Origin of the sequence: Thermogemmatispora sp. (assembly GCF_042408735.1) — a bacterium.
Taxonomy (GTDB): Bacteria; Chloroflexota; Ktedonobacteria; order Ktedonobacterales; family Ktedonobacteraceae; genus Thermogemmatispora.
Genome location: NZ_JBHOQV010000047.1, coordinates 121,464 through 143,275, shown reverse-complemented (window position 1 = coordinate 143,275; position 21,812 = coordinate 121,464). Strand labels below are relative to the sequence as shown.

Genomic DNA, 21,812 nt, shown 5'->3' with positions numbered 1-21,812 from the left:
TGTCGGGCTGGTGACCGAGGCTCTCAAGCGAGTGGGGCAAAGCTTCTCCGTAGACGGGCGTCACATTGGTATCACGCCGGTGCTGCCGCGGCTGGTGCGCCAGGCCGGCTTTCGGCAGGTGCGGCTGCGGGCCACGGCGCTCGAGTGGTCGATGGGGACCGAGGGCCACTATCCCGTCTTCAAAGACGCTCTGATTGGGCTGGAGCTGGTGCAGCCGTTCCTGGTCACGGCTGGTGTAGCCACGCAGGAGGAACTGGAGCGCCTGTATCAGCTCGCGGTGGCCCAGATGCAGCAAGAGGACTTCTGCGCAGTGTGGACGCTGCTGACCGTCTGGGGAAGAAAGGATTAAGCCGGCTGGCTGGCTGGACCTGGCCCTGGACCACGAACCGAAACCACGAGGGGGGCCGTCCTCCGGGCGCAGGCACGGGCACGGGTTGCTCTTCGGCCGCTCGGCCCTGCGTGCGCCTGCGCTCCCAGCCTCACCCCCATGGGCGCCAGAGCCAGGCTGCCTGCACGGACAGCCTGGCGGGATTCGTCAGGACAGAGCCAGCAAGTCCAGCAAGGCAGGCCGGAGCGGAGCGGACCGGTCTCGAGAGGGAAGACGGGAGACTTCCTCGCAACAGGACAGCACCGGGAGCGGGGAGGGCAGGTGCCGTGCCCTCCCTCACGGCTTGCGCCCAGAGGCCGCCACAAAGCGGCCTCTCGTCTTCAGCTCGTTGCTCTCCCGAAACGCCGCCTCCAGCAGCGCCTCATCTTCCTGCTGCGTCAGCCGAAAGCGCTTCAGCATCGCTCCACTCATGGCCAGACACGCTTCGCGGCCATCCAGGGCCATGAGCGAGCCGATCCGTCCCCCCCCAGTCTCCGAGAGGCACCTCGATCTCCCGCCGCTCCACCTCGACCAATCCCGCCTCTCTGAGAGAGCGATCCAGCGAACGGACCACCTCGTCCGAGCCATCCCGTCCCCGCAGCGCCGCCAGCTCCCGCAGCATGGCCTGCAAGCGTCGGCCATTGGGGCCAGTAGGGGTCCCACCGGTACTCGCTTCCAGCAGCTCGACCCAGCCGCCGGGCGCGGTCACCCGCACCAGCTCCTGGACGACCCCCGGCCAGGCCGCCAGCGGCAGCGCCGCCCAGAAAAAGCGCTGATGGACGAAATCAAAGCGGTTGTCCTCGAAGGGCAGGCCGTCTCGCACATCCCCCGCCACCAACCGAGAGGTGGGCGGCGGCGCGGTCGTGTTCTTGGCTGGCTCCAGATCCAGCCCGATCACCTCCGCCTGGGGAAACTCCCGCGCCAGCTCGTAGGCCCACTGGCCCGTCCCACAGCCCACGTCCAGGATCTGCCGTGGTGCCTGCAGCGGGGCCAGAGAGTTGCGCTTCAGGATGGCCCGCAGCACGTCATGCTGAACGTCGAGCCGGTTGACCTCTTTAAGGTCCTTGGGCAGCAGAGAGGGCTGCTCCTGCAGAGAGCGGCGCCTGTCCTCGTCCGCGCGCCCAGGGAAGGCCACCTCACCGACTCCGACCCGAACGGACGCGCGTTCCTGCTCTGTGGCAGGAGACGGGGAGGGGCTGGAGGCGGCAGGGCCGGGGCGTCGACGGGTTCTAAACCACCAGGGCATGGCTGCTCCTCTCAGATGACTTCATGCGTCCCAAGGGAGGAATGAGACGCGGTGAGCGATGAACGCTGTTATATATAGAGAAACGGTAGCTGCTTGTCAATGCGCAGTGGGGGTGTCAAGATCCTCCTCTCGCTTTCTTCACGGATTTTTCATGTTCTCCAGGGAAGAAGAGCATCAGAGGAGTTAGACAGCTCCAGAGCAATCTGCCGCCCCTGGTAGACCCATCTGGCAGATTCGCGACGGCTTCTGCGTCGGAGCTTCTTCCACGACGTTCGATGACATCCCACGAACACGAACAAAATAGAGGAATCGGGTACCGCACGTGGTCAACTTTGACCAGCTCACTGGTCAAGGGGGACCATCTGACTGGCCAAAGTTGACCAGCCCATCCCCTGTTCATCTTGCCTCTCCTCTGGTAGCCTCCTGTGGGAGAACGAGAGAGGGAGGAGGTGTGAGGAGGAGGTGTGAGGAAAGAAACGAGTGCCTGGAGGGGCAGGACCCAAGGGTCCTGAAGGAAAAGGACCCCCACAGAGCAGAGAGGCGGCACCGTCATGACACTCCTGAACTGCAACCGGGGCATGGAGAGTCACAAGCGGCGAGTGGACGGGGACGGCGCGGATCCTTGGGGCCGGAGGCCGGAGCCAGCCAGCCAGAGGCCAGCTAGAGGCCAGCCAGAGCCACAACGAGTGCCACCTGGCTCCGAGGCCTGCGTACCCTCTGAGCGACCACGATCATGACCAAGACTGGGACTCAGCAGATGGTTCGCTCTCGTGCTCATGGCTCCCTCCATTCCTGCTATTGCTGGAGGGAGGAACCTCCGCTGCTGCAGGGGGCGGGGGAGGTTCCTCCCCCAGATCCAGGCGGGGGCTATCTGTCCTCTGATCCAGCCCCCTCTCAGTCCTGGCTGAAGCCGGACCCGACAGACCTGCTGAGACGTGAGCGTGGAAGAAACAAAAGAGGTATAGAGGGGAATAAAGGGCAGCTAGGCTGGGTGATCGGCCTGGCTCTCATCGGACTCATCTTGTTTCTGCTGGCGGGACCCGCGCCGGAGCGGGGTGGGAAGGACACGCCGGTTCCAAGTGCCTCCTCCCCTGCTCGTCTGAGTGCGCCAGGCTCGGACTGGGGCGGGCAGGGAGCAGAGAGCGACTGGTCCAGCGGGGAAGATGGGTTCTTGGGGGCAGCCGGAGCCGGAGCCAGCGCGGCGGCAGGACCCTGTCACCCGCTGGCCAATGGGGAAGCCAATCCTGCTGATACGGATCCGGCCTGCCAGCCGAGCGATCCGGAGCACTGTCCTCATCCGCTTCCCAGTGACCACCCTTCAGCTCCAGCTTGTCTGCCCGTCTACCAGACTGCGCTCCACCGTTCTCCCACTGACGGATGCCATCCACTCCCTGACGGGGAGGCTAACCCCTACGATACGGATCCGGCCTGTCTGCCCATTGATCCGCAGCGCTGCCATCGTGTGCAGGTCGGTCCACCGAATCCGGACTGTCTGCCGGCATACAAGGTGGCCCTCGCCCAGCCGCCATCGCCTCCAGGAACCGATTGTCACCCGCTGGCCAACGGGCAAGCCAATCCGGCGGATCCGGATCCGGCCTGCCGACCTGCCGATCCGAAGCACTGCCACCGTCTCCCCATGACGGAGCATGGACCATTTGCCCCGGCCTGTGGCTTCGCCAATCAGCTCTTGGCTCAACAAGAACAAGCTCGCTCAGCCACGAACTCAGCCACGAACCCGGCGACGAGTTCGTCGCCGACGCCGGCGAACTCGCCTCTCTCGCCCCCTCCTGTGTCAACAGGGAACTTCTTTTTCGACGGGTTCTGGGCAGGGGTGGAGCAGCTTGTCGCAGACGTCTGGTCACAGCTGCTCGACTGGCTGGGCAGCTTTACGTTCATGTTTGAGACCCCAAAGAGTCTCACGTATGGGCATTTCGTAGTCGTGGCCGGCTACCGGCTGAGCCTGGGGATGGTGAGCGGCCTGCTCACGCTGGCCTTGGTCCTGGAGGGATATCGGCTGCTGCGGGCAAGTGTCGGGGGAGGGGGAGCCTGGCTGTCGACGTCGACTGTCTTGTGGGATCTCCTCCTGGCGCTGGCGGGCGGGCTGAGCTTTCCCCTACTCTGCCAATTGATTGAGCTGAGCAATCAGTGCGCGCGCGAGTTCCTGTTCGCCTTTGGCAGCAGCTCGGCTGGCGCCTTAGGCTTCACTGACCTCTTTTCGGCCCTCCGAACCATCACTGCCCCGTTGGCGTGGATCATCTTTGCCGTTGTGGCTCTGGTAGTTCTGCTCCTGCTGTCCCTGGTCCGGCTCGTGCAAATTGCCCTCTTAGATGTATTGCTCATCCTCCTGCCCGTCTGGGCACTCGCTTGGGCCACGCCCGGACTGCGTCCCTATGGACGACTGGCCGCCACGCTCTTGGGAGAACTCCTGCTCGTGCAGGTGCTGCAGGACATCAGCCTGGGGATGGGAGCCGCCTTGATCGCAGGATTAGGACACGCCACTGCTACGCCGCTGTCTCTGCTCGTCGGCCTGGCAGCTTGCTATCTAGCATTTCGCATGCCAGCGTTGCTGTCGCGCTCTGTCCAGGCAGCTCAAGGCAGTCTCCCAGCAGTGGGAGAGCAGCTCGCTGTCCTGCTCTCTCTCTGGCTCTAAGGCTCCCAGGCACGGAAAGGGAGGAGAAGAGAGGAGCAGGAGGAAAAAGAGATGTGAGAGAAAAAGAAGATTTTCTTCTCTGATAAGGCGAATAGGAAAGACAGAGCGTAACTTGAGAGGAGGAGAGAAGAACGTATGCGCGGACTGTTGTGGCTCTGGCCTGCAGCGAAGGCCAAGGGCATGCTGGTAGGTCTGGCTGTCGCTGCAGTGGCTGCAAGCCCAGATCCCACGGGCATTAACGGAGCCTTGCAGCGTCTTGCGACGCTGCTGGCGGGGCTAGCCGGTGGCGCGGCGGCGTTAGCCCTCGCGATCATCGGACTCATGTACATGTTCGTCGACGCAGACAATGTGGGCCGGGCTACGCACCTGAGACGTGCAGCATGGGGGGTGGTGGTAGGGTTGATCCTCGTTGTGCTGGCAGCAACGATTGCGCCACAACTGGTCGCGACCATTGCCGGAACGCCAGGAACGGGATCTGGGCACTAAGCTCAGCTCAGCTCAGCTCAGTTCAGTTCAGCTCAGCTCAGCTCAGCTCAGCTAGCCAGTTCAGCTGAGTGAAGCTCAGCTCCTCAGACAGGTCAACAGTCAGGCAGCAAGGCAGACAGAGGGATAGGCTGGCCTGGCGAGTCAGGTCAGGCTGGCTTGCCTCGCTGCCGACAGTGCCGATGGGAGAGCAACGGGACGGAAACAGGACGGACGCATGCAGAGACGACTCACCGAGCAAGTGCACCTGTCCCCGGACGCAAACGCAGGTCGGGGACGCTTGGCTTTTTCCTATTCTGACCAGACTGCTGGGCCTGGGCCTAGGCCTGGGCCTGGGCTTCAAGACGGCGAGAGCGAGAGGAGAGCATGCCCTCTGTCCCCTGTGCGGAAAGACCTTCAGGCGCCCACTGGGTCCAGTGAGCAGCGGCAGGAGCAGCTTTGCCACAGCCTCTGGGAAGTCCGGGGGCGCAGCGAGGATGAGGGTAAGGGCGAGGAAAGGGACGCCCCGGCTCAAAGAAGGGGAGAGAGTCGGAGCGAGAAGATCGCCATCTCCCGACCCCCTGCGGCCTTCCTGGCTGCTGTGGCTGCGTCCGCGGCAGGAGGGAGAGATCTTCCCGAGAGGGAGACCACTTGTCTCGACCTCGACCAAGAAGATCGCTGGGAGATTCCCACTCCCCTAGGAGGAGTAAGTATCTCTCTGCGTCAGGGGGGATTTCTTGGCCTGGGCATGGCCAGTTCCGTGGCGTGCTGGAACGCGCTGGCGGCTCAGCCCCTGTCCCTCTCATTCGCATCTCCTTGGGGGCTGGTGGCCCGGCTCGTGATAGCAAGCTTGCCCATGGCTGTCGCTGGAGCGTTCGGCTTTGTCCGCCCTCAGGGCCCCTATGGTCCTCACTTGGAGAGGTTCCTGCTCGTGGTCGCTCGCTATTGGTCTCGGCGGCATCGGTGCCAGCTAGCAGAGCCGAATCCGGCTCGTGAGCGGTTGATACGGACGCTCGCCCTGACAGCGCAGGGGCGAGAGCCAGCCCCGCAGGAGGCTGGTGACCTGAGCCCCTCTTGCTCCGACTCGCGCTCGCAGGAGCAGCAGGAGCAGCAGGAGCAGCAGGACAATCGCAACAGGGACAGTCGTCGCCGTCGCCGGCGCTGGCTCCCGTTGCCATGGCCGGAGCGGGAGCCGGAGCGGGAGCCAGGGTCCCCGGAGCCTGAGCCGGCGCTGGCTGGGGCGAGGATGGCTCCTGGGAGGGAAGAGCAGTGAACCTGGTCTCAGGGCTGCTGCCGCTGGTAGTAGCAGTCTTCTGCTGTGGGATCCTGTTGCTGAGCCTCAGTGGCACGGGAGAGATCTGGGCCATGAGCCAGGCGGCAGGATGGGGAGAGAATCCGGCAGCTCCTGCGATCGTGGAGGCAGCGCTCCAGATGGCTGCCCATCTGCACCGTTGTGGCCCCGAGCAACTGAATCAATGTTATGACGCCGGATTCCCTCGGGCAGCGATTGCCTTCTGGCAGCAGGAGTGCCCCGGATGCGCGTCCTGGCAAAACGGGAACTTGCAATGCGTCATGCTGGTCACCGCGGCCTATGCGCTCGCGGGGGATCCGTTGCCAGCCGTCGGCAACGCGGAGGAATTTTGGCGCCTCTACTCCCGCGGAAGTCGAGTGGGCTGGGAGGAAATCCCTGATGGAGAGGGACTGCCTTTGCCCGGCGATATCTTGGTGCTTTCGAGCCTGGGCGGACCGGGTCACGTGGCCGTTGTCGTGGCGGTTCAGTGGACCCAGACCAGTGGACCGGCGCAGGCGCAGGCGCAGGCCCGGACTGGAAGAGTTACCATTGCTCAGGCCAACGCTCCCTTGGCCATCGAATCCTTCGACTTCGTCTCGGGAAGGCTGAAGCTCGACTGGCCGGGCTACCAGGTTCTGGGATACATCCGTCACGTTCCGGCACGAGCCGGAGCCGGAGCCAGAGCTGCTCGCACGGCCCTGGCTCCGGCTCCGACCCACGAGGTGACCGCGGCAGCCCAGCGGCTGGCTCAGCAGCTCCATGTGGCCTCCTCCTCTCTGCCGTATGTCCAGGTAGCATACCAGGCTGCCCTGGACGTTGGGCTGCCACCGGCCTTCTTTGTGCGCCAGATCGATGTGGAGAGTGGCTTCAACCCAGACGCTGTCTCGCCTGCAGGCGCTGTAGGCATCGCCCAGTTGCTGCCCAGTACCGCCGCCGGCCTGGGGGTTGATCCCTGGGACCCCGTTGAGGCCCTGCGTGGGGCTGCTCGCCTGATGGCGAGCTATGTCTCCCGCTATGGAGGCGACTATGCTCAAGCGCTGGCTGCCTACAATGCCGGCCCCGGCCAGCTCCAACAAGCCCTCAACGCCTGTGGCGCTGCCTGGTTGAGCTGTCTGCCAGCAGAAACCCAGGCGTACATCCACACGATTCTCGCAGGCAGCTAGCAGGCGAGCCGGGAGCGAGGCGACAGAAGACGCCAGACCCCTTCTCTCTTCCAGAGGCTCGGTCTGAGCTGAGCTGAGCTGAGCTGAGCTGAGGGTCTCCACAGACTCGACTCGCGGCTCGCCTCTGGCGGCTCGCAGCACTCGCAGCAAGCGAGAGCCAGCAAGAACGAAGTGAAGACAGGATCAAGGAGAGGAAGGAGATCTGAGGAAGATGAGATTCTGCCCTCGTGCTCGAGTGGAACGTCCCCAGCAGAGATCTGGGCGGGGATGCCTCTGGCAGAGCCTTCCCCTGGCTCTGGACCCAGATGGAGTGCTCTGGTACCCCCACAGTCAGGAGGCAGTGGCCTTGCTGGAGGTGGAAGGCGTCAGCCCACTGTGGCGTGAGAGCACTTTCAAGGAGCACCTGCTGGAACGCTTCCGTCGCTTGCTCCTCGCTGTGGACTTCCCGCTCCAGATTCTGCTGCAGAATGAGGCTGTCAGCTCCTGTCGGCTGCCGATACTCGAGCGGGAGCAGCTCATCGAGCAAGCCTGGCCCTTCCTGCAAAAGGATCCAGAAGCGGGCACGGGCGGTGCTCCCTGGCCCTGGTGGCTGAAAGAGCAGCACTTCATCCGGCAGCTCGTGCAGACAGAAACACGCCGGCAACGAGTGTTCTTGGTCGTGTCGGCAGAGGCCAGCTTGCTTGGAGAGCCGTTCTCCAGGCGCCTGAGATGGGGGAGAACGGCGAGGCAGAAGCGCTTGGCCGAAGTGCAGGCCAGACAGGCACAACGCGACCTGCTGGAAGAGCGAGTCCGAGATCTCTTGCATCTGGTTTCCCTCCTGGGGTTGCCAGTGCGGCGTCTCTCAGCAGGGGCAGTCCTCGAGGTGCTCGCGCAGCGCTATCTGCCCGGGCATCGCCTCATCCCGCTCGTATGGGATCCGCAGCAGTTGACCTCTTGGCCGTGGCCCGAGTTGGGGGTGCTGGGGTTGGGACTAGGGAGAGGAGATCCAGCGCCGGAGCGAGAGCGAGAGCGAGAGGAGGAGGAGGAAGAGGGGGAGGGGGAGGGGGAGGGCGAGGAACCCGAGTCCGAGCTGGGCAGCTCCTGGCTGGAATGGGTGGCACCCACGGCCCTGGAGCTTTCCAGGAGCGAGTTCTTGGTGAGTGGCCAGCCGCAGGTGGGCTGGGTCGTCCGAGCTTGGCCGCGCCAGGTGCGTGGCTTCTGGCTCTGGCCGCTCATCACCTTCCCTTGGGAGCAGGGGGTGGAGCTGACAGTGAGCTGGCATCTGTGGCCGGTTTCCTCCAGTGCCGTCCAGCGCCTGCTGAAGCGCAAACTCCTGGAAGTGCAATCACTAACGCTGATGCAGCAGGAGCGACAAAAACTTACAGATCCCCATATGCGCTTTACTCGCTTGGATCTGGAGCGGATGTTGGAGCAACTGGCATCCGGCAGCGATCGACTCTGGCTGGTCTCCTGCGTGCTGCTGCTCTCGGTCTCGGGCGGCAGGGACCAGCTAGAACGGGCATCGGAGCAACTCGAGTTGCTCCTGCGGCAACTGGGCATCTGTGCAGTTCGGGCCGACTACCAGCATGATGTGGTATGGCGAGCCTGTCTGCCCGGACTGTCCGGATCCAGGCATGGGCAAGAGGCACTGGCCTGCAGTCCTCGACTCCTTCTGGATACTCGCACCATCTCAAGCTGCTTTCCATTCCTCTGTCCAAGTCCAAGTCCAAGCCCGAGCCTGGGGCTGGGGCTGGGGGGACAGAGCCGCATGGGGGTCATGGGCGTCTTCGAAGGGTGCACGGTAGAAGGCGTCCCTGTGTTTCTCGATCGCTGGGACTCGGCCAACGCTAATGCGAACCGACTCATCATCGGCAGCAGCGGAGCTGGCAAGTCTTTCAAATGCAAGCTGGACGTGCTCCGCCTGCTCGCCTGGTCCCAGCAGGAGGCTGCCTGGCAACAGCTGCACCGGCAGCTCCTCCTAGAGCCAGAGCTGCCAGGAGAGCAAGCGCGGCTGCACGAGTTGGACGAGGAGGGCCAGGACCAGCCTCCCCCTCAGGGCTGGCTGAGGCTGAGGCAGCTCTATCGGCGGCAGGCGGCAGCAGAAAGCTCCCTGGCTTGGGTGCTTCAGAGAGAGCGCCAGCGAAGCGGAGGGGGCCAGCCCCCCGCTGCGGCTGCGGCGCTTCCCGGACCGGTGCAAGTGATCATCATTGATCCCGAAGGCGAGTATGCCTCGCTTTCCTCTCTGGAGGGACTGGGGGGAGCGCATCTGCTCTTGCGAGCTGGGGGCCCGCAGAGCCCCGGATGGGGATTGAATCCCTTCATCCTCCCCAAGCTTGCTCCCGGGGCGGCTGAACTGGATGGCGAGGAGGGGCTCCTCGCCGAGCAGATTCAATGGATTCTGTCCCTGCTGGAGTTGCTGCTGTCACACTCACAGCAGCAGGGGCTGTCTGCCGCGGAGCGGTCGCTTCTAGAGGAGGCCATCCAGGAGTGCTACCGTGAGCGAGGAATCTCTGCTGATCCTCGCTCGCAAGAGGGCAAAGAAGCGCCTCAGTTGCAGGATCTTGGTCGCATTCTGGCCCGCCGTTCGAGGCTCGGGCTGACTCTCGCTGACCGCCTCCGGCCGTTCTTTGCTGGCAGCGCAGCTTCCTTATTCTCCTCGGATGCCTCCCAGATGCATCAAGCCCGCACGGCCTCCTTGGTAGTGATGGATCTGAGTCGGTTACCTCAGTCCTTGAAAGGCATTGCTCAATACATCCTGGTTCACTGGGTGTGGCGTCTGGTCCGAGAAGATCCGCGTCCGCGCCGTCTGGTCCTAGATGAATTCTGGTCCTTGTACGCTGATCCATTTCAGCCGGGCAGAATGCTGCTCGAGCGGCTCTTTCAGCGGGCACGGAAGCATTTTCTCTCCATTGATGCGATTACGCAGCATATCGAGCTGCTTGAGCACACCTCGATCTTGGCCAACTGTGCGAGTATCTTGCTCCTGGCTCAGGAGGCAGCGGTGATCGATCGGCTGCTCCAGCTCTTTCATCTCTCCCAGGCAGAGGCGAGCCTGCTGAAGGCGCTCAGCAAAGGGGAGGGGCTGCTGCTGCTGGGAGAGCAGCACCATCTCGTCTTGCGCTTTCCTGTGAGTGAGGCACTCTATCCGCTGCTCACCACCGATCCGCGGGAGTGGCGAGGGCGAGGGCGAGGGCAGGCCGCTGGGGCCGCTGGGGCCGCTGGGGCCGCTGGGCCACAGGAGGCGAACTGGGCGAGGACGACGGACTTGCCCGGCGGCTGTCGCAGTGGGGGCCACGAGGACAAGCAGGACCAGGGACACGCACTCACAGAGGCGAACGCGGGACCAGCTTGCTCTGCCAGCCAGCGGGAGGGAGGGGGAGCAGCGTGAATGACCTTGCTACAGACACTACAGACACAGCACGAGTCCCTCCAAATAGCTCTGGCTCTGCACAGGCCCAAGAGCTGGCCAGAGGCGGCTCACTAGTGAGCCTGGTGAGCCTGGTGAGCCTGGTGAACCGAGTGAGCCGCCTCTGGGATCGTGCTCGAGGAGCATGGACAGGCAGCATCCATCTCTTGCCTCCAATCCAGCAAAGGGTGTGGCCAGGCAAACCAGCCAAAAGGAGGCACGAGCAGAACCACCCGTGCCAGTGCCCATGCCAGCAGCCCCCCTGGGAGCTGATGCAGGTGATCCCTGGACCTGGACCAGATGCCTCTCTCGATCTGCTTGCCGCCTGGGAGCAAGCGCTTCCTTCGCTCAGTTATGGTGGGCAGGTGGTCAGTCTGGAACTCTTGGCAGAGTCCACGCGCCAGGTATTGCTGGTGCGTGCAGCCCCGGCTGTCTTGCCGCATGTCCAGGACATCTTCCGTGCTCTGTGGCCCTCCTGTCAATTCCGGAGCTTTCCAGACCCGCTCTCAGACCCGCTGAGGCCAGCCTCTCCGAGTCCGAGCGAGGGAGAGGACGAGTCCTTCCCCTCAGCCAGCTCGCCAGCCTTGGAAGGGCCGGGCCAGAGAAGGGACTCAGACCGGAGCCAGGGCCGCGATGGACTCCGACCTTCGCCTTCGCCCTCGCCTTCGCCCCGCGGCCTCCCTCTGAGGGGGGCGCGCCTCCGGGTCTGGGGCCGTGCGGGCTTATGGCTCTGGCCTGCCTCCCTCCCGAGCGTCCCAGGAGCGGGGGGCGGAGGCAGCCCTCTGCTTCGCCGTGCTCGCTCCCTATCTGGGCCTGGACGTCTCCGACTGGCGTCTCCCAGTTCCCTGCCTCTGCGGCAGCTCTTGGCGGCGATGACCCCCCCACCTGACTTGAAGAGGAAGGTCCTCGTGCAAATCCTGCTCCGTCCGGCCCCTCCACGCTGGGCAGAGCGTCGCCGGCGACGCCTCGAGCGCCTCGAAGGGGTCCTCCGGCTCCGGCGAGCACAGCACCAGCGACCTGAGCGAGCTTCCTTGGCCTCCTCGGCTGAGGCAGGGATCAGCCTCTGCAGCGGCCTCCGGCTCACTGCAGTGGGGCTGCTGATCGCGCTGCTCTGTCTGCCACTTCGCTTCCACCCCTCCGGCTCCGGCCAGTGGGGGGAGAGGCTCTCCAGAGCCGTAGCGGCCCTTGGCAGAGATCTCACTGTGGCTGTGGGGGCTGTGGGAGGCTCTTCCGGTTCTGGTTCCGGTTCGTCTGCTGGTCAGGGTGGCTCTGTGATCCTGCAGGCCCTGCAAGACCTTCTCCGAGTCGTTCAGGAGGTCTGGACCATGCTGCAAGCCAGTTGGTTGGCCTCCTGGCCGCTGGCAGGATGGCTTGGAGGGGGGCTGGTGGCCCTGGCGGGGATAGGGCTGCTGCGCTGGTGGCTGCGCTGGCGGAAGGAGCTGGAGCTGGACTTCCTCTGGCTGAATCCAGAAGCGCTCACCAGCAAGGCCCTTCGGATTCAGGTCCGAGTGATTCTGATCCCAGTCCCAGACAGCACCGCATTCCCTGAGCCTCTTCCTGTTTGTGCCCCTGCTGCTGCCCCTGCTGCTGCGTCCGCGCAGAGGCACAGACAGCAGCAGCAGGGGCAGCAGCAGAGAGTCCGCCCCGCCTGGGTCCGAACCTGGGCCAGGACTTGGCGGCGGTGCTGGGAACGCTACCAAGCGCACGCGTGGCAACGTGCACAAGATCGGCAGATACTGGCTCGAGTGGCCGCTGTCATGGGGGGCCTGGAGGGAGGAGTCGGAGCACACTGGCGTCTGAGGCGATTGGGAAGCTGGACCTTGCGGAAGATCCGCAACCAGGGCCTCTGGGGGGCGGGCCGTCTGGCAGCTTGGTTTCCCCCTCTCTGGGATGTGGTCCCTGCGCGAGTCGTGGCCTGCCTCTGGTTTGTGCCGCCGATTCTGGACGGGTTCGGGTCCTGCTGGCCACTTCTTGAGCATTCCCAGCACCGGCTCCTCCCGCTGCCAGAAGCCCTGCTGTCTTCTCCGAACGAGCTGTCTTCCCCTCCGTCAGCGCAAGCGCGAGCGGAAGCCGAAGAGAGGGCGAGCAGCGAGAGGGGAGCTGGCTCTGCCTCTGCTGTGCCCGCGCCCTGGGCTGAAGCGGGAGCCGTGTCTGGTGAACGGACACAGTCCCTGCTGTCTGCGCGGAGGCAGAGGCGCAGGGAGAGCGAAGTCCAGCCCGAGCCTGTTCTTGTCCCGGTGATCCTGGGGAGCGAGAGCCGAACAGGTGCCTGGGTTCCTCTCGCTCGCCCCTGGTCTGCACAAGTGTTCGAGGGCCATAGCTTGCTGATTGGGCGCAGCGGCTCGGGCAAAAGCACCTTGCTGCTGAGTCTGGCTCTCGAGGCGCTAGAACGGGGCCTGGGGCTGATCGTGATTGACCCGCATGGCAGTCTGGTGGATCGGTTGCTCCCCTTGATCCCGTCACAGGCTCTGGCACAGACTCTTCTGGTCGATTTTGGGGAGCAGCAGGAGCATATTCCGGGCTTCAATCCCCTGGATATGCGCTTTCTGTCCTGGTCCTGGCAGCAGGACAAGCTCGTGGCCGATCTGATTGCCTCATTCCGAGAGATCTGGGCCACCGCCTGGGGACCCAGAATGGAGGCCGTGGCCGAGGCTGGCCTCAGGCTCCTCCTGAGCGTCAACCAGCAGTTGGTCGAGCAGGGGGCGGCCTCTCACCAACTTTCGCTGCTCGACTTGCTGCCCATCCTCACCAACGAAGGCCTTCGCCGGCGCTTGCTCCGCTGGCTCCAGTGGAACAAGCAGCTTGATCCTCTGCTGGCGCGCTGGTTCAGTGAGTACTTTGAACCGCTTCCCCCCTGGATGAGACAGGAGCGGGTCGATCCGATCCTGACCAAATTTGCCAAATTTGAAGCCAGGACAGCTCGGTGTGTCCTGGGGCAAAGCTGCTCCACCGTGCTCTTGCACCGGTGGGTGCAAGAGGGCAAAGTGGTTCTCGTCAAGCTCGCTCCAGGAATCATTGGGGAAGACGTGGCCAGAATTCTCGGGGCGTCCCTGCTGAATCTCCTCTTCCTGCATGCTCAAGCTCAGCCGCTTGAGCGCACACTCGTCGTGGTGGATGAATTTCAGTACTTTGCCGGAGTAAACTGGCTCGCGTTGGGGGAGATACGCAAGTTTGGGCTGAGTTTTGCCCTCGCAACCCAATCGTTAGCTGGGATGTGGCGTCAGCGCCCAGCGGCAACGAGCGCTGCTGCCACGGCGGTGACTTCCTCCCTCCCGGTGACCCTCCTCACCAATACCGGAGGCGCTCTGGTAGCTTTCTCGGTCAGCAGTATGGACGCCCACCTGCTCGCCCCCGAGTTCCAGGGCAGCCTGGAGGCGGACTTCCTCATCCGGCAGGGTCGCCACTCTTGCTATGTGCGCTTACCGACAAGAGAGGAAGCAGTCACCTGCTCGTGGCTGGTCAAACTGGCCCCTGGATCTGGGCAGGGGCACCAGCTCCGTGCCAACAGGATTCGCGAGCAGAGTCGCGCCCTCTCTCCTCTGAAGCGAGCGGAAGTAGAAGAGCAGATTGTGACCAGACAGTCCTGGCTGCTGCGCCCCCAGAGCGAGGCAGCCTTCTGGACCCCGGCCCAGGCCCAGACCCAGACCCAAGCTCAGGCTCAGGCCCGGACGGTTTCCCCTGCCCCCGAACCAGCAGCCTCCGAACACGAGAGCGAGGCAGCGGCGGCGGCAAGGGAAGATGAACCGGGAAGGGAAGATGAACCAGCAGACAGGGCCATCTTAGCAGAAGCTGATCCTAAGCCAGAGCAGCAACGAGAGCAGGAACGCAGCGGCCAGAGCGACTGCTCTGCCCCTGCTGCGCCTGTCCTCAGCCTTGGCTCAATCCCAGCCAGTCAGGCCCCAGCCAGTCAGGCCGCTCCTCGCCCCCAGTTCCCCCGCGGGATCAGAAAGTATCGGGGGCGCCGGGCAGAACTCCTTCGGGAACGGGAGGAGTTCCGATCGTGGTGGGCGCCTCTCTCGCCATCGCCCGGCCCGGATCTGGGTCCGAGTCCGAGTTCGAGTCCAGGCAGGGGCAGTGCTCGCAGGCACAAGGGCAACAGCAGGAGCAAGGGCAAGGGCAGCAAAAGTCAGCAACAAGCAGCGGACAGGCACCCTTCTACGGCAGTGAAAGGGGACCCGGCAGTTCCTCGTCCCGCCCCGCTCGTGCTGGCTTGGCCCATGCTCCCACAGCAGAGTCAACGGAGCCTACCTCCTGACCCTGCTGACTCTCCTGACTCTGCCGTACCGGCTCAGCGGGCCTCGGCCTCGGCCTCGGGGGCGGGGAAAGGGGACGACCCGCCCAAGTCAGAAGAGCATCACACCTTATCCAGCCATGAGGAGACCTGGTCCTGCAGCAGAGCAGAGCCAGGACAGGAGCCAGCTCGCTGAAGCGAAGCCGAGCGAAGTCGAACGAGGCCGGGGGAAGTGAGGCGAGCTGAGAGGAGGGCAGAGCAGAGCACATGGATCCTCAGCGAGGCAGAGCACATGGGGAATCTGAGTATGAGAAGCGCAAGGGGGGAGAGAAAGGGAGGGAGTCCGCCGCCGCCGCCTCCTCCGCACGCTCCCAGGAGTCCGACAGCGTCAGGGACCAGACCACTCGTCCGCTTGCAGGTTCCTTGACAGGATCCTTGGAGGAGCAGCTGCTCGTGTGGCTGCTGGCCGAGCCCTGGCAGCGCCTTGAAGACCTTCAGACGGCCCTGGGCTGCTCTCATGCCACACTGGTGCGAATGCATCGCCATCTGAAAGGACTGTTGGAAGTCTACCGTCGGGGGACGGGGTGGTATCTCCTTTCGCCGGCAGGGCTGCTGGCAGCCGCCGAGCGAGTACTCGGCTTTCGTCCTAGCAACGGCGAACTCCACCATCTGGCAAGAGCCTGTGGCTACAGCCGGCGGCAGCTCCAGCAGCAGCTGCTTGCCCTAGAGAGCTGGCTTCCCTGCCAGCAACTGCTTCAGGAGCTGCTGACACGCTGGGTTCCCCTCTTGCAAGCACGAGTGCCGCACCTGTCCTGCTACTGGGTCTGGGCCTGGAAACGGCTGGGAAGGGGCTGGCCAGCAGGCTCCGGTCTGAGCTGGCCCTGGGCATGGCTCGGTCTCCACCAGGAGCCGCGAGCTGCTTCAGGACTGCTGACCTGTCGGGCTACAGCGGTGCTCTTGCTTTGTGCCCTTCCTACTCCTGATGATCCTGATACTTCTCCTGACAGCAAGAGCGCTCAGCAGTCGGAGCCGGAGAAGGAGAAAGGGAAGAGAACAGCACCGGGTACGAGGTTCCCTCTGCTGCTTGATCTGGACGCACTTCGCCTTCGTCTTCGCTTTCGCCTCTTGTCGCCCGTGGGGCTTGAGCCAGCGGTGGCCCAAGCGAGTCAGCTCGGCTCTCGACTGCTATCCCGCTTTGTGGCTCCTCTCGTGCAAGGGGGGCTGTCGCTTCACATTCCGATCATCGTCGATTCGGGCTTGAGCGTGAGTAGTGGCAGCAGGCTCCAACGTCTGCTCGTCCCCTGGCTGCTGCTCCAGTGCCACAGCAGCAGGTGTGCCGCCCTGGACCCAGACTCGGCTTCGGCTTCGGCTTCGGCTTCGGCGACTCCGATCACGCCAGCAGTCGGCCCTCTCTTGCTCTTAATCCGAGAGGGAGTCGGCCCAGCATCGAGCACGCGCCGCTACCAGGTGTGGCACCAGGCTCTGCTAGACGCCTGGCAGCAGGTCCAGTTGTTGCTGGGAGACAGGCAGCCCCCACAGCTGCCTCCGGTCTGGTGGGCGGTTATCCCAGAGCGGGGCCGGGACCGAGACCGAGATCGAGATCGACGCGAGGCGAGCTGGCAGCTTCCCTGGAGAGCCTTATGGGACGACCGCCCGTGTCCGCTCTCTGCAGGGGTGGGTCAGCTCGCCGTCGGCCCCTGGTTCCCTGACCTCTTGCCCCCCTGGTGGAACTGGTGGGGCCGCAGCCACAGCAGGGACCTTTCTCCCACTGGGGCCCCCCTGCGCCGATCTGGGGAGTCTGGGGAGCGAGAGCGGGAGCTGGCGGAGCTGAGTTCCCTCACTCCGCCAGCTCCCGACGACTCGCCTCTCTCCTGCCGGGACGAGGACAGCCAGGACAGCGCCAGCTCCGCCTGCTGGGCTGGGTCTGCGCGCCAGGGGCCCTGGCCCCGGCATCCGCGCAGGAGCTGGTTGCTTGTTCCGCCTTCGCTTCAGCCTTTCCGTGAGAGCCAAGGCTGGGGCTGGGATCGGGCAGAGCCGAGGCGGGAGCTGGAGCAGCAAGTGCTCCTCTCTTCTCTGTTGGATCGGCGTCATCGGGCGCTGATGCGCTTGCTCTTCCATCTGCCAGGAGCCTCCCGAGATCTCCTCACGCACGCCTCTCCTGCCCGTCCCCAAACCATTGCTCGCCGGCTTCGAGAGCTGGCTCGATGGGGGGTGATTCACCCACTCAGGACAGCACCAGGAACAGATTCTGACCCTGTCTGCTCCCCTCGCACGCCCCCAGAGTCGGTCTCAGATCCTGGCTGGCATCTGACGGGGCTGGGGTGGCGACTCTTGGCCGCCTGGAGTCAGGAGTCCCCAGGACTCTTGGCCCGCAGGCAGCGGAGGCAGTGGCAGCAGGGACTCTCCCTGCACCAGGGGGCGTTGCTGCGCCTCCTCGCTCTGTGGCTCCAGGCCGCTCAGGCACTCGCTCCACACGGTCATCACCTCATCTGGTGGGAGGTGAACCCCTCTTCTCCCTGGCTCCCGCTCCACAGCCAGCACCAGCTGGTTTCCCGTCCGCCCGTGCGACCGGATCTGGTCTTCCTGTATCGCACCCCGGGGCCTCCCGAGCGGCAGATGCTGATCTGTTGTGAGCTGGATCGGGCAACAATGAGCCGGCCAGCCTTGCAGTCCAAATGGAATCGCTACCGGACAGTAGCTCTTTCCAGCCAAGGACGGCTCTGGCTGGCTGTGATCACCCTGTCCCAGCGAGCCAGAGTCACCCTCGAAGGGCAATTGCTCGCCCTGGCCCAACGGGGCTGGTTCCCTGGGTTCGTCATTCGCCTAACAGACTTGCAGGAGCTGGAGGCGGCCACGGCTCTTGACCCAGCCTCCCTCCTGGTTGCTCCCCTCTGGACACAGGTCGCTCCTGCTCCCAGAGGCCCTGTCGCTTTCCTCGATCCTCCCTAGTCTTTCCTCTCCGGCATCCCTCCCGGGCTTCTCTGTCGCTGCCTCAACGGGCTGGGCTGGGCCAGGTCTCTCCCACAGTGTCCCACAGTGCCAATCTTCCAGCCTGCCTACAAACTGTCTGACTGGCAGACGGGCTGAGTCGTTGTCGTGTCATTGAGCCGTGAATCAGCCTACTAGCGAGTGGCAAGCGAGGCGAGGGAGTCTGCCCGTCTGCTTACCAGCTCTGGCAGGCAGACAGAACCAGTTGTAGGACCCGCCTGCAGGACCCATTGCCGCACGCCGTTCGCTTCGGTCGTTCCGTTCTGGCCTGACCCGGCCCAGCCAGGGAGCGAGTCGGTCAGCCCTGCCTGCTGCATGGTGCTCCCCTGTTGGTGCTCCCCTGTGCTGCGGACTGGGTCCTCTTGCCTGCCCTGTTATCTTGCCTTGCCTTGCTGCACTCCGTTCTGGGAATCAGCTCAGCTCGAGTTCGAAGCGAAGCGCTCCGGCTTGCTGAGGCTGGGATCGGGAGCAAAAACGAGCAGATAGCCTCGTTGAGAGCCTCGAAACACATGGGCGAGCGCAAAACCGTGAGGCGCCAACCGAGCGACTCCCCGGCTTAAGTGTTCCTGGAGTCTGGTCTCACTCAATCCACAGGCGCTCGCGAGGAGGTCTCGGGAGATGCTTCGAGGTAACAAACATGATTCTCCTTCTCCCTGTGCCTGTCTTGCTTGCTGCACTTGAAGCTGGAGCAGGGCCGTCACCGCAGCATATTCTGCTGGTGGCAGAGCGATGACCCACTCGCCGAACAGCATCAGCAGGTGCAGATCCGGAACGACGGCGATGGATTCCACGAGTTTGACGAGAGACCTCCGTGCAACAGTGGAAATCTCTTTCCGGAAGCGGAAGGGCCTAGATGCAGTCACTCGTTGACCTCCCTCCTCGTGCGCATGCAAGTCATCCTTCCTGAGCTTTCTGCCTGCCTTCTAGTATAGCAAAGGCGCTGTGCTGAGCGAGCCGAGCCGAGCCGAGCCGAGCCGAGCCGAGCCAGAAGCATCGTTGGACAGCTCTCCTTGTGGCTCATCGATTTCCCTCGGCCCCGATTGCTTTGCTCTTTCCCAGGGGGCTTTTCCCCTGCCCCCTCTGAGCGGTGAAAGTGGTGCAACGGCAGAACCTCGTTCCGCCGTTGCACCACTCAGGAGACCTGCCCCGACCTGCCTTCTCAAGCGCGCCTAGCGGGATGCTGGGAACCCTTCTTTTCCTTTCTTCTCTCCTCCACGAGGGGGATCTGATCGATGTCAGCCCCCTGGCATTGGTGCTAGAGCACCTGATGAGCAGCTCCAGCAGCAGGCTTGACTCGCTTCTGCCGGTATGGTATCTTATGGCTGGTGAAGAGAGATCCTCGAAGAGGCATGGCGCTGGCAGGACCGTCATGGCTGAGGGTCGCCCCAGCGAACGTTCCTGGTGAGAGAAGCAAACCGAGTACCATCCGACAGGAACGCCGTCGCAAGACGAGCCGAGCCGAGCCGAGCCGAACTAGAGGGACACGCGGCCACAAGCAAGAGACACACCAGAAGGAAGAGCCAGAGGCAATGAGCCGCGTGAGGATATGGAAATGAGGATAGTGAAAGAAGGAAGAGAAACACGAGGCTCGTCTTGCCAGGAGTGCCGAGCCGAAAGCATCTGAGACGATCAGAGAGGCCCGGACGCAGAGAAGGAAGGCACTCCTGCTGCCTCATCGCACAGCCTATTCCGGCAGGTCCGGGCTCCGCTCGCTAAGCGAGCAAAGAACGAGGAACAGACTTGTCTTGCACAGAGCCGCGCCGAGAAAGGAGGAGGTACCCCAGAAGGAGCAACGAGAAGCCAGAGCGAGTCCGCAGGCAGCTAGGCAGACAGACGGGAAGCAAGGGGCTGGCGCTTCGCTTCTCTCGTGTCTCGCCTCAGTCCAGTGAGGGTGTCTTGTCCCATCCGTGAGGGAGGCCTTGCTGTGTTGCTCTGCTTGAGCATCCTGAAAGGCAGACAAACAAGCTCTCCTCCTTTCCTTGGCTCTGTGGCCAGAGAAGAGAAAGGAGCGAGTTGATGAAGTCCCCGCGGTTTGGGCAAGTTCCCACTCTCCCTCCTCCCCAAGTGCACCTCCGGCTGATGATCCAGCTTTCGCATCAGCCTCCTGTCCAGCCGGCTACCCGCCGGCACCGGCATGGGCGGGATGGGCACGGGCAGCCCCGTTCCAGGTCCGTTTCTGGGGTTTCTGGGCCCCAGCGGCACCAGCGAGAGGCTCCCTCCTGGTGGCGGTGGGTGATTGGAGGGCTTGCTGTCTTTTCCCCCAGGAGCGGGATGCTGCTCGCCCAGCAGTGGCGGTCTCGCTCTCGTCCCTCTCGTTGAGGGGACTTGTCCGCTTCGCTTGAAGATTGAGGCAAGGATGAAGGCTTTGTTGCGGCTTTTCTGAGAAGAGATAAGATCAGACTGGAAGAGAAGGCAGGCATCCCTCTCGTCTCGTCGAGCAGGAATGCCTGCCTTCTTTCTTGCTCGCCTCGCCAGCCTCCTTGCCAGCCTCCCTCCAGCGAGCACCCCATGAGCAAAGCAAGAAGCAAACGAGCAAGCAAGCAGGAGGAACCTCATGAGATTCGCTTTCCCCCGACGGGCTGGTGCACTTCAGGCAATTCGTTCTCGTTCTCGGCAGCGCCACCGTTGCCGCCCCTCTCACGACCGGTCTGCCAATCCCACTCGGCACCAGCAGAGTCATCTCCCCCACCGACACCGACTGCTGAAGGCCCTGCTGATTCGCATCAGCATGCAGATCCTGCTGATTCGCATCAGCATGCAATGCTGGAGGCTTCGTCGGCACCTGGCTCACCTGGCGCGGCTCCAGGATCAGCTAGCGGTCCTGGACCAAGCACAGTCATCCCGGCTCGGCCCGAGTGCTGCTGAGCTGGGCCGGGCAGAGGAGCAACAGAGCAAGAGTCGGGCCTGGGACAGACCCTTGAGATTCCGCCAGGAGGAGCTTGGCCCTGCTCAAGGAGAACCGATCGGTCTGGGGGCCCGGTCTCGGTCTCGATGCTCTGACCAACAGCCAGCTAGCAGGAAGCCCAACAGGAAGCGCAAGAAGCGGCGCACAGGAGGGAGAGTTGAAGGTAGCTCTCCCTCCTCTCCTTCCTCAGGAAAAAGAAAGGGAAAAACAAAGGAGGAACACCTTCATGGAATCCGTGTTCGAGACGCTCACCAGGAGACTGATGCAGGAATATCCTTTAGATCCTCTTCTACAGATTCTTCTCCGTTCTCGCCACCGAGTGCTTGCTAGTCCTGTCTTGCTTCTGTTTCAGAGGCCGCAGCAGAAGAGGCTATGGCTGTGGCAGTATCCTCTCCCCGATGAGTCATCGTTGTGGTGGCTGCTCAACAGAGCTTTCTCTCGCCTGCTGCCTCCCTGCCAGGAGGTCAGTTGGTGGGAGTGGGAATGGTGGGGGACGGCGAGCCAGGATGAGGACGAGATCCACATCTTTCGGTGGGGGATCCTGTCTCTCCCGGTTTCCATGCTGCTGGGGGATCTCGGCAGCTCCCACTTTGCCACTCTGCAGCCTTTGATCAATGCCGCGGCTGCGATGGCCTGTGGGGATGCTGTGAAGCAGGGATGGCTCTGGCTCCTCTGGGAGCTAGATCCTTCCGAGGCAGAAGCGCAAGACTCAGTCACAGGCGCACAACGGTATCTCTTCTGGCACTGGTGGCTCTCTCTTGAGGGCGGTCCGCAGCCCGAATTTCGGCTCTGGGCTGAGGGTCCATGCGGAAGAGGCTACACCCACTACATCTGGCTCCGAGACCAACAGAGGAGGGGCCAGTGGCCACAGCAGGACTGGGAGCAGATGTGGCGCTATATTCGGGAGATCAGAACCCGTCAGTGCCTCTATCTGGTCATCACCTGGCAGCTGCTCTCCAGCGGAGCTGCTCTCCTGCTGCCAGATCTGCGCCACCTGCACCGCTCCGACTCCGACCCAGGAGGACCTCAAGAAACCGGTCAGGCGAGCTGGAGTCAACTCGAGCTGGCCCCGCTGCCGTTCACGGGGTAAGGCTCTCCTTCCTTTCTCCTCTCGCTTGCTGCCA

At 63.7% G+C, this 21,812-nt stretch carries 8 protein-coding genes and 1 pseudogene; 8 read left to right on the top strand and 1 reads right to left on the bottom strand.

Going from position 1 to position 21,812, the window contains the following annotated elements:
• A pseudogene (locus ACFMO7_RS03240) lies at positions 1-349 on the top strand (hypothetical protein); the annotation flags it as partial.
• A 400-nt stretch (positions 350-749) separates the two neighbouring features.
• Here the strand turns inward: ACFMO7_RS03240 and ACFMO7_RS03235 are convergent.
• Complete coding sequence (locus tag ACFMO7_RS03235; RefSeq protein WP_376794090.1) at positions 750-1,613, bottom strand: class I SAM-dependent methyltransferase; 864 nt, start codon at positions 1,611-1,613, stop codon at positions 750-752.
• A gap of 1,894 nt (positions 1,614-3,507) precedes the next feature.
• Here ACFMO7_RS03235 and ACFMO7_RS03230 point away from each other — a divergent pair.
• The 7 genes from ACFMO7_RS03230 to ACFMO7_RS03200 all read left to right on the top strand — a co-directional run bounded on the left by ACFMO7_RS03230 (position 3,508) and on the right by ACFMO7_RS03200 (position 21,778).
• Positions 3,508-4,263 (top strand): hypothetical protein, encoded by a 756-nt coding sequence (locus ACFMO7_RS03230; RefSeq protein WP_376794089.1) that lies wholly within the window; start codon positions 3,508-3,510, stop codon positions 4,261-4,263.
• 135 nt (positions 4,264-4,398) lie between these two features.
• Positions 4,399-4,749: a TrbC/VirB2 family protein gene (locus tag ACFMO7_RS03225; protein ID WP_376794088.1), complete on the top strand. Its 351-nt coding sequence runs from the start codon at positions 4,399-4,401 to the stop codon at positions 4,747-4,749.
• A gap of 1,245 nt (positions 4,750-5,994) precedes the next feature.
• Complete coding sequence (locus ACFMO7_RS03220; protein ID WP_376794087.1) at positions 5,995-7,179, top strand: transglycosylase SLT domain-containing protein; 1,185 nt, start codon at positions 5,995-5,997, stop codon at positions 7,177-7,179.
• Between the two features lie 346 nt (positions 7,180-7,525).
• A complete protein-coding gene (locus ACFMO7_RS03215) occupies positions 7,526-10,546 on the top strand; it encodes a VirB4 family type IV secretion system protein (protein ID WP_376794086.1) in 3,021 nt (1,006 codons plus the stop codon).
• A 290-nt stretch (positions 10,547-10,836) separates the two neighbouring features.
• Positions 10,837-14,991: a type IV secretion system DNA-binding domain-containing protein gene (locus tag ACFMO7_RS03210; RefSeq protein ID WP_376794085.1), complete on the top strand. Its 4,155-nt coding sequence runs from the start codon at positions 10,837-10,839 to the stop codon at positions 14,989-14,991.
• A gap of 71 nt (positions 14,992-15,062) precedes the next feature.
• On the top strand, positions 15,063-17,744 hold the full coding sequence (locus tag ACFMO7_RS03205) for a replication-relaxation family protein (protein ID WP_376794084.1): 2,682 nt from the start codon (positions 15,063-15,065) through the stop codon (positions 17,742-17,744).
• 3,830 nt (positions 17,745-21,574) lie between these two features.
• Positions 21,575-21,778: a hypothetical protein gene (locus ACFMO7_RS03200; protein WP_376794083.1), complete on the top strand. Its 204-nt coding sequence runs from the start codon at positions 21,575-21,577 to the stop codon at positions 21,776-21,778.
• The last annotated feature ends 34 nt before the right edge of the window (positions 21,779-21,812 follow it).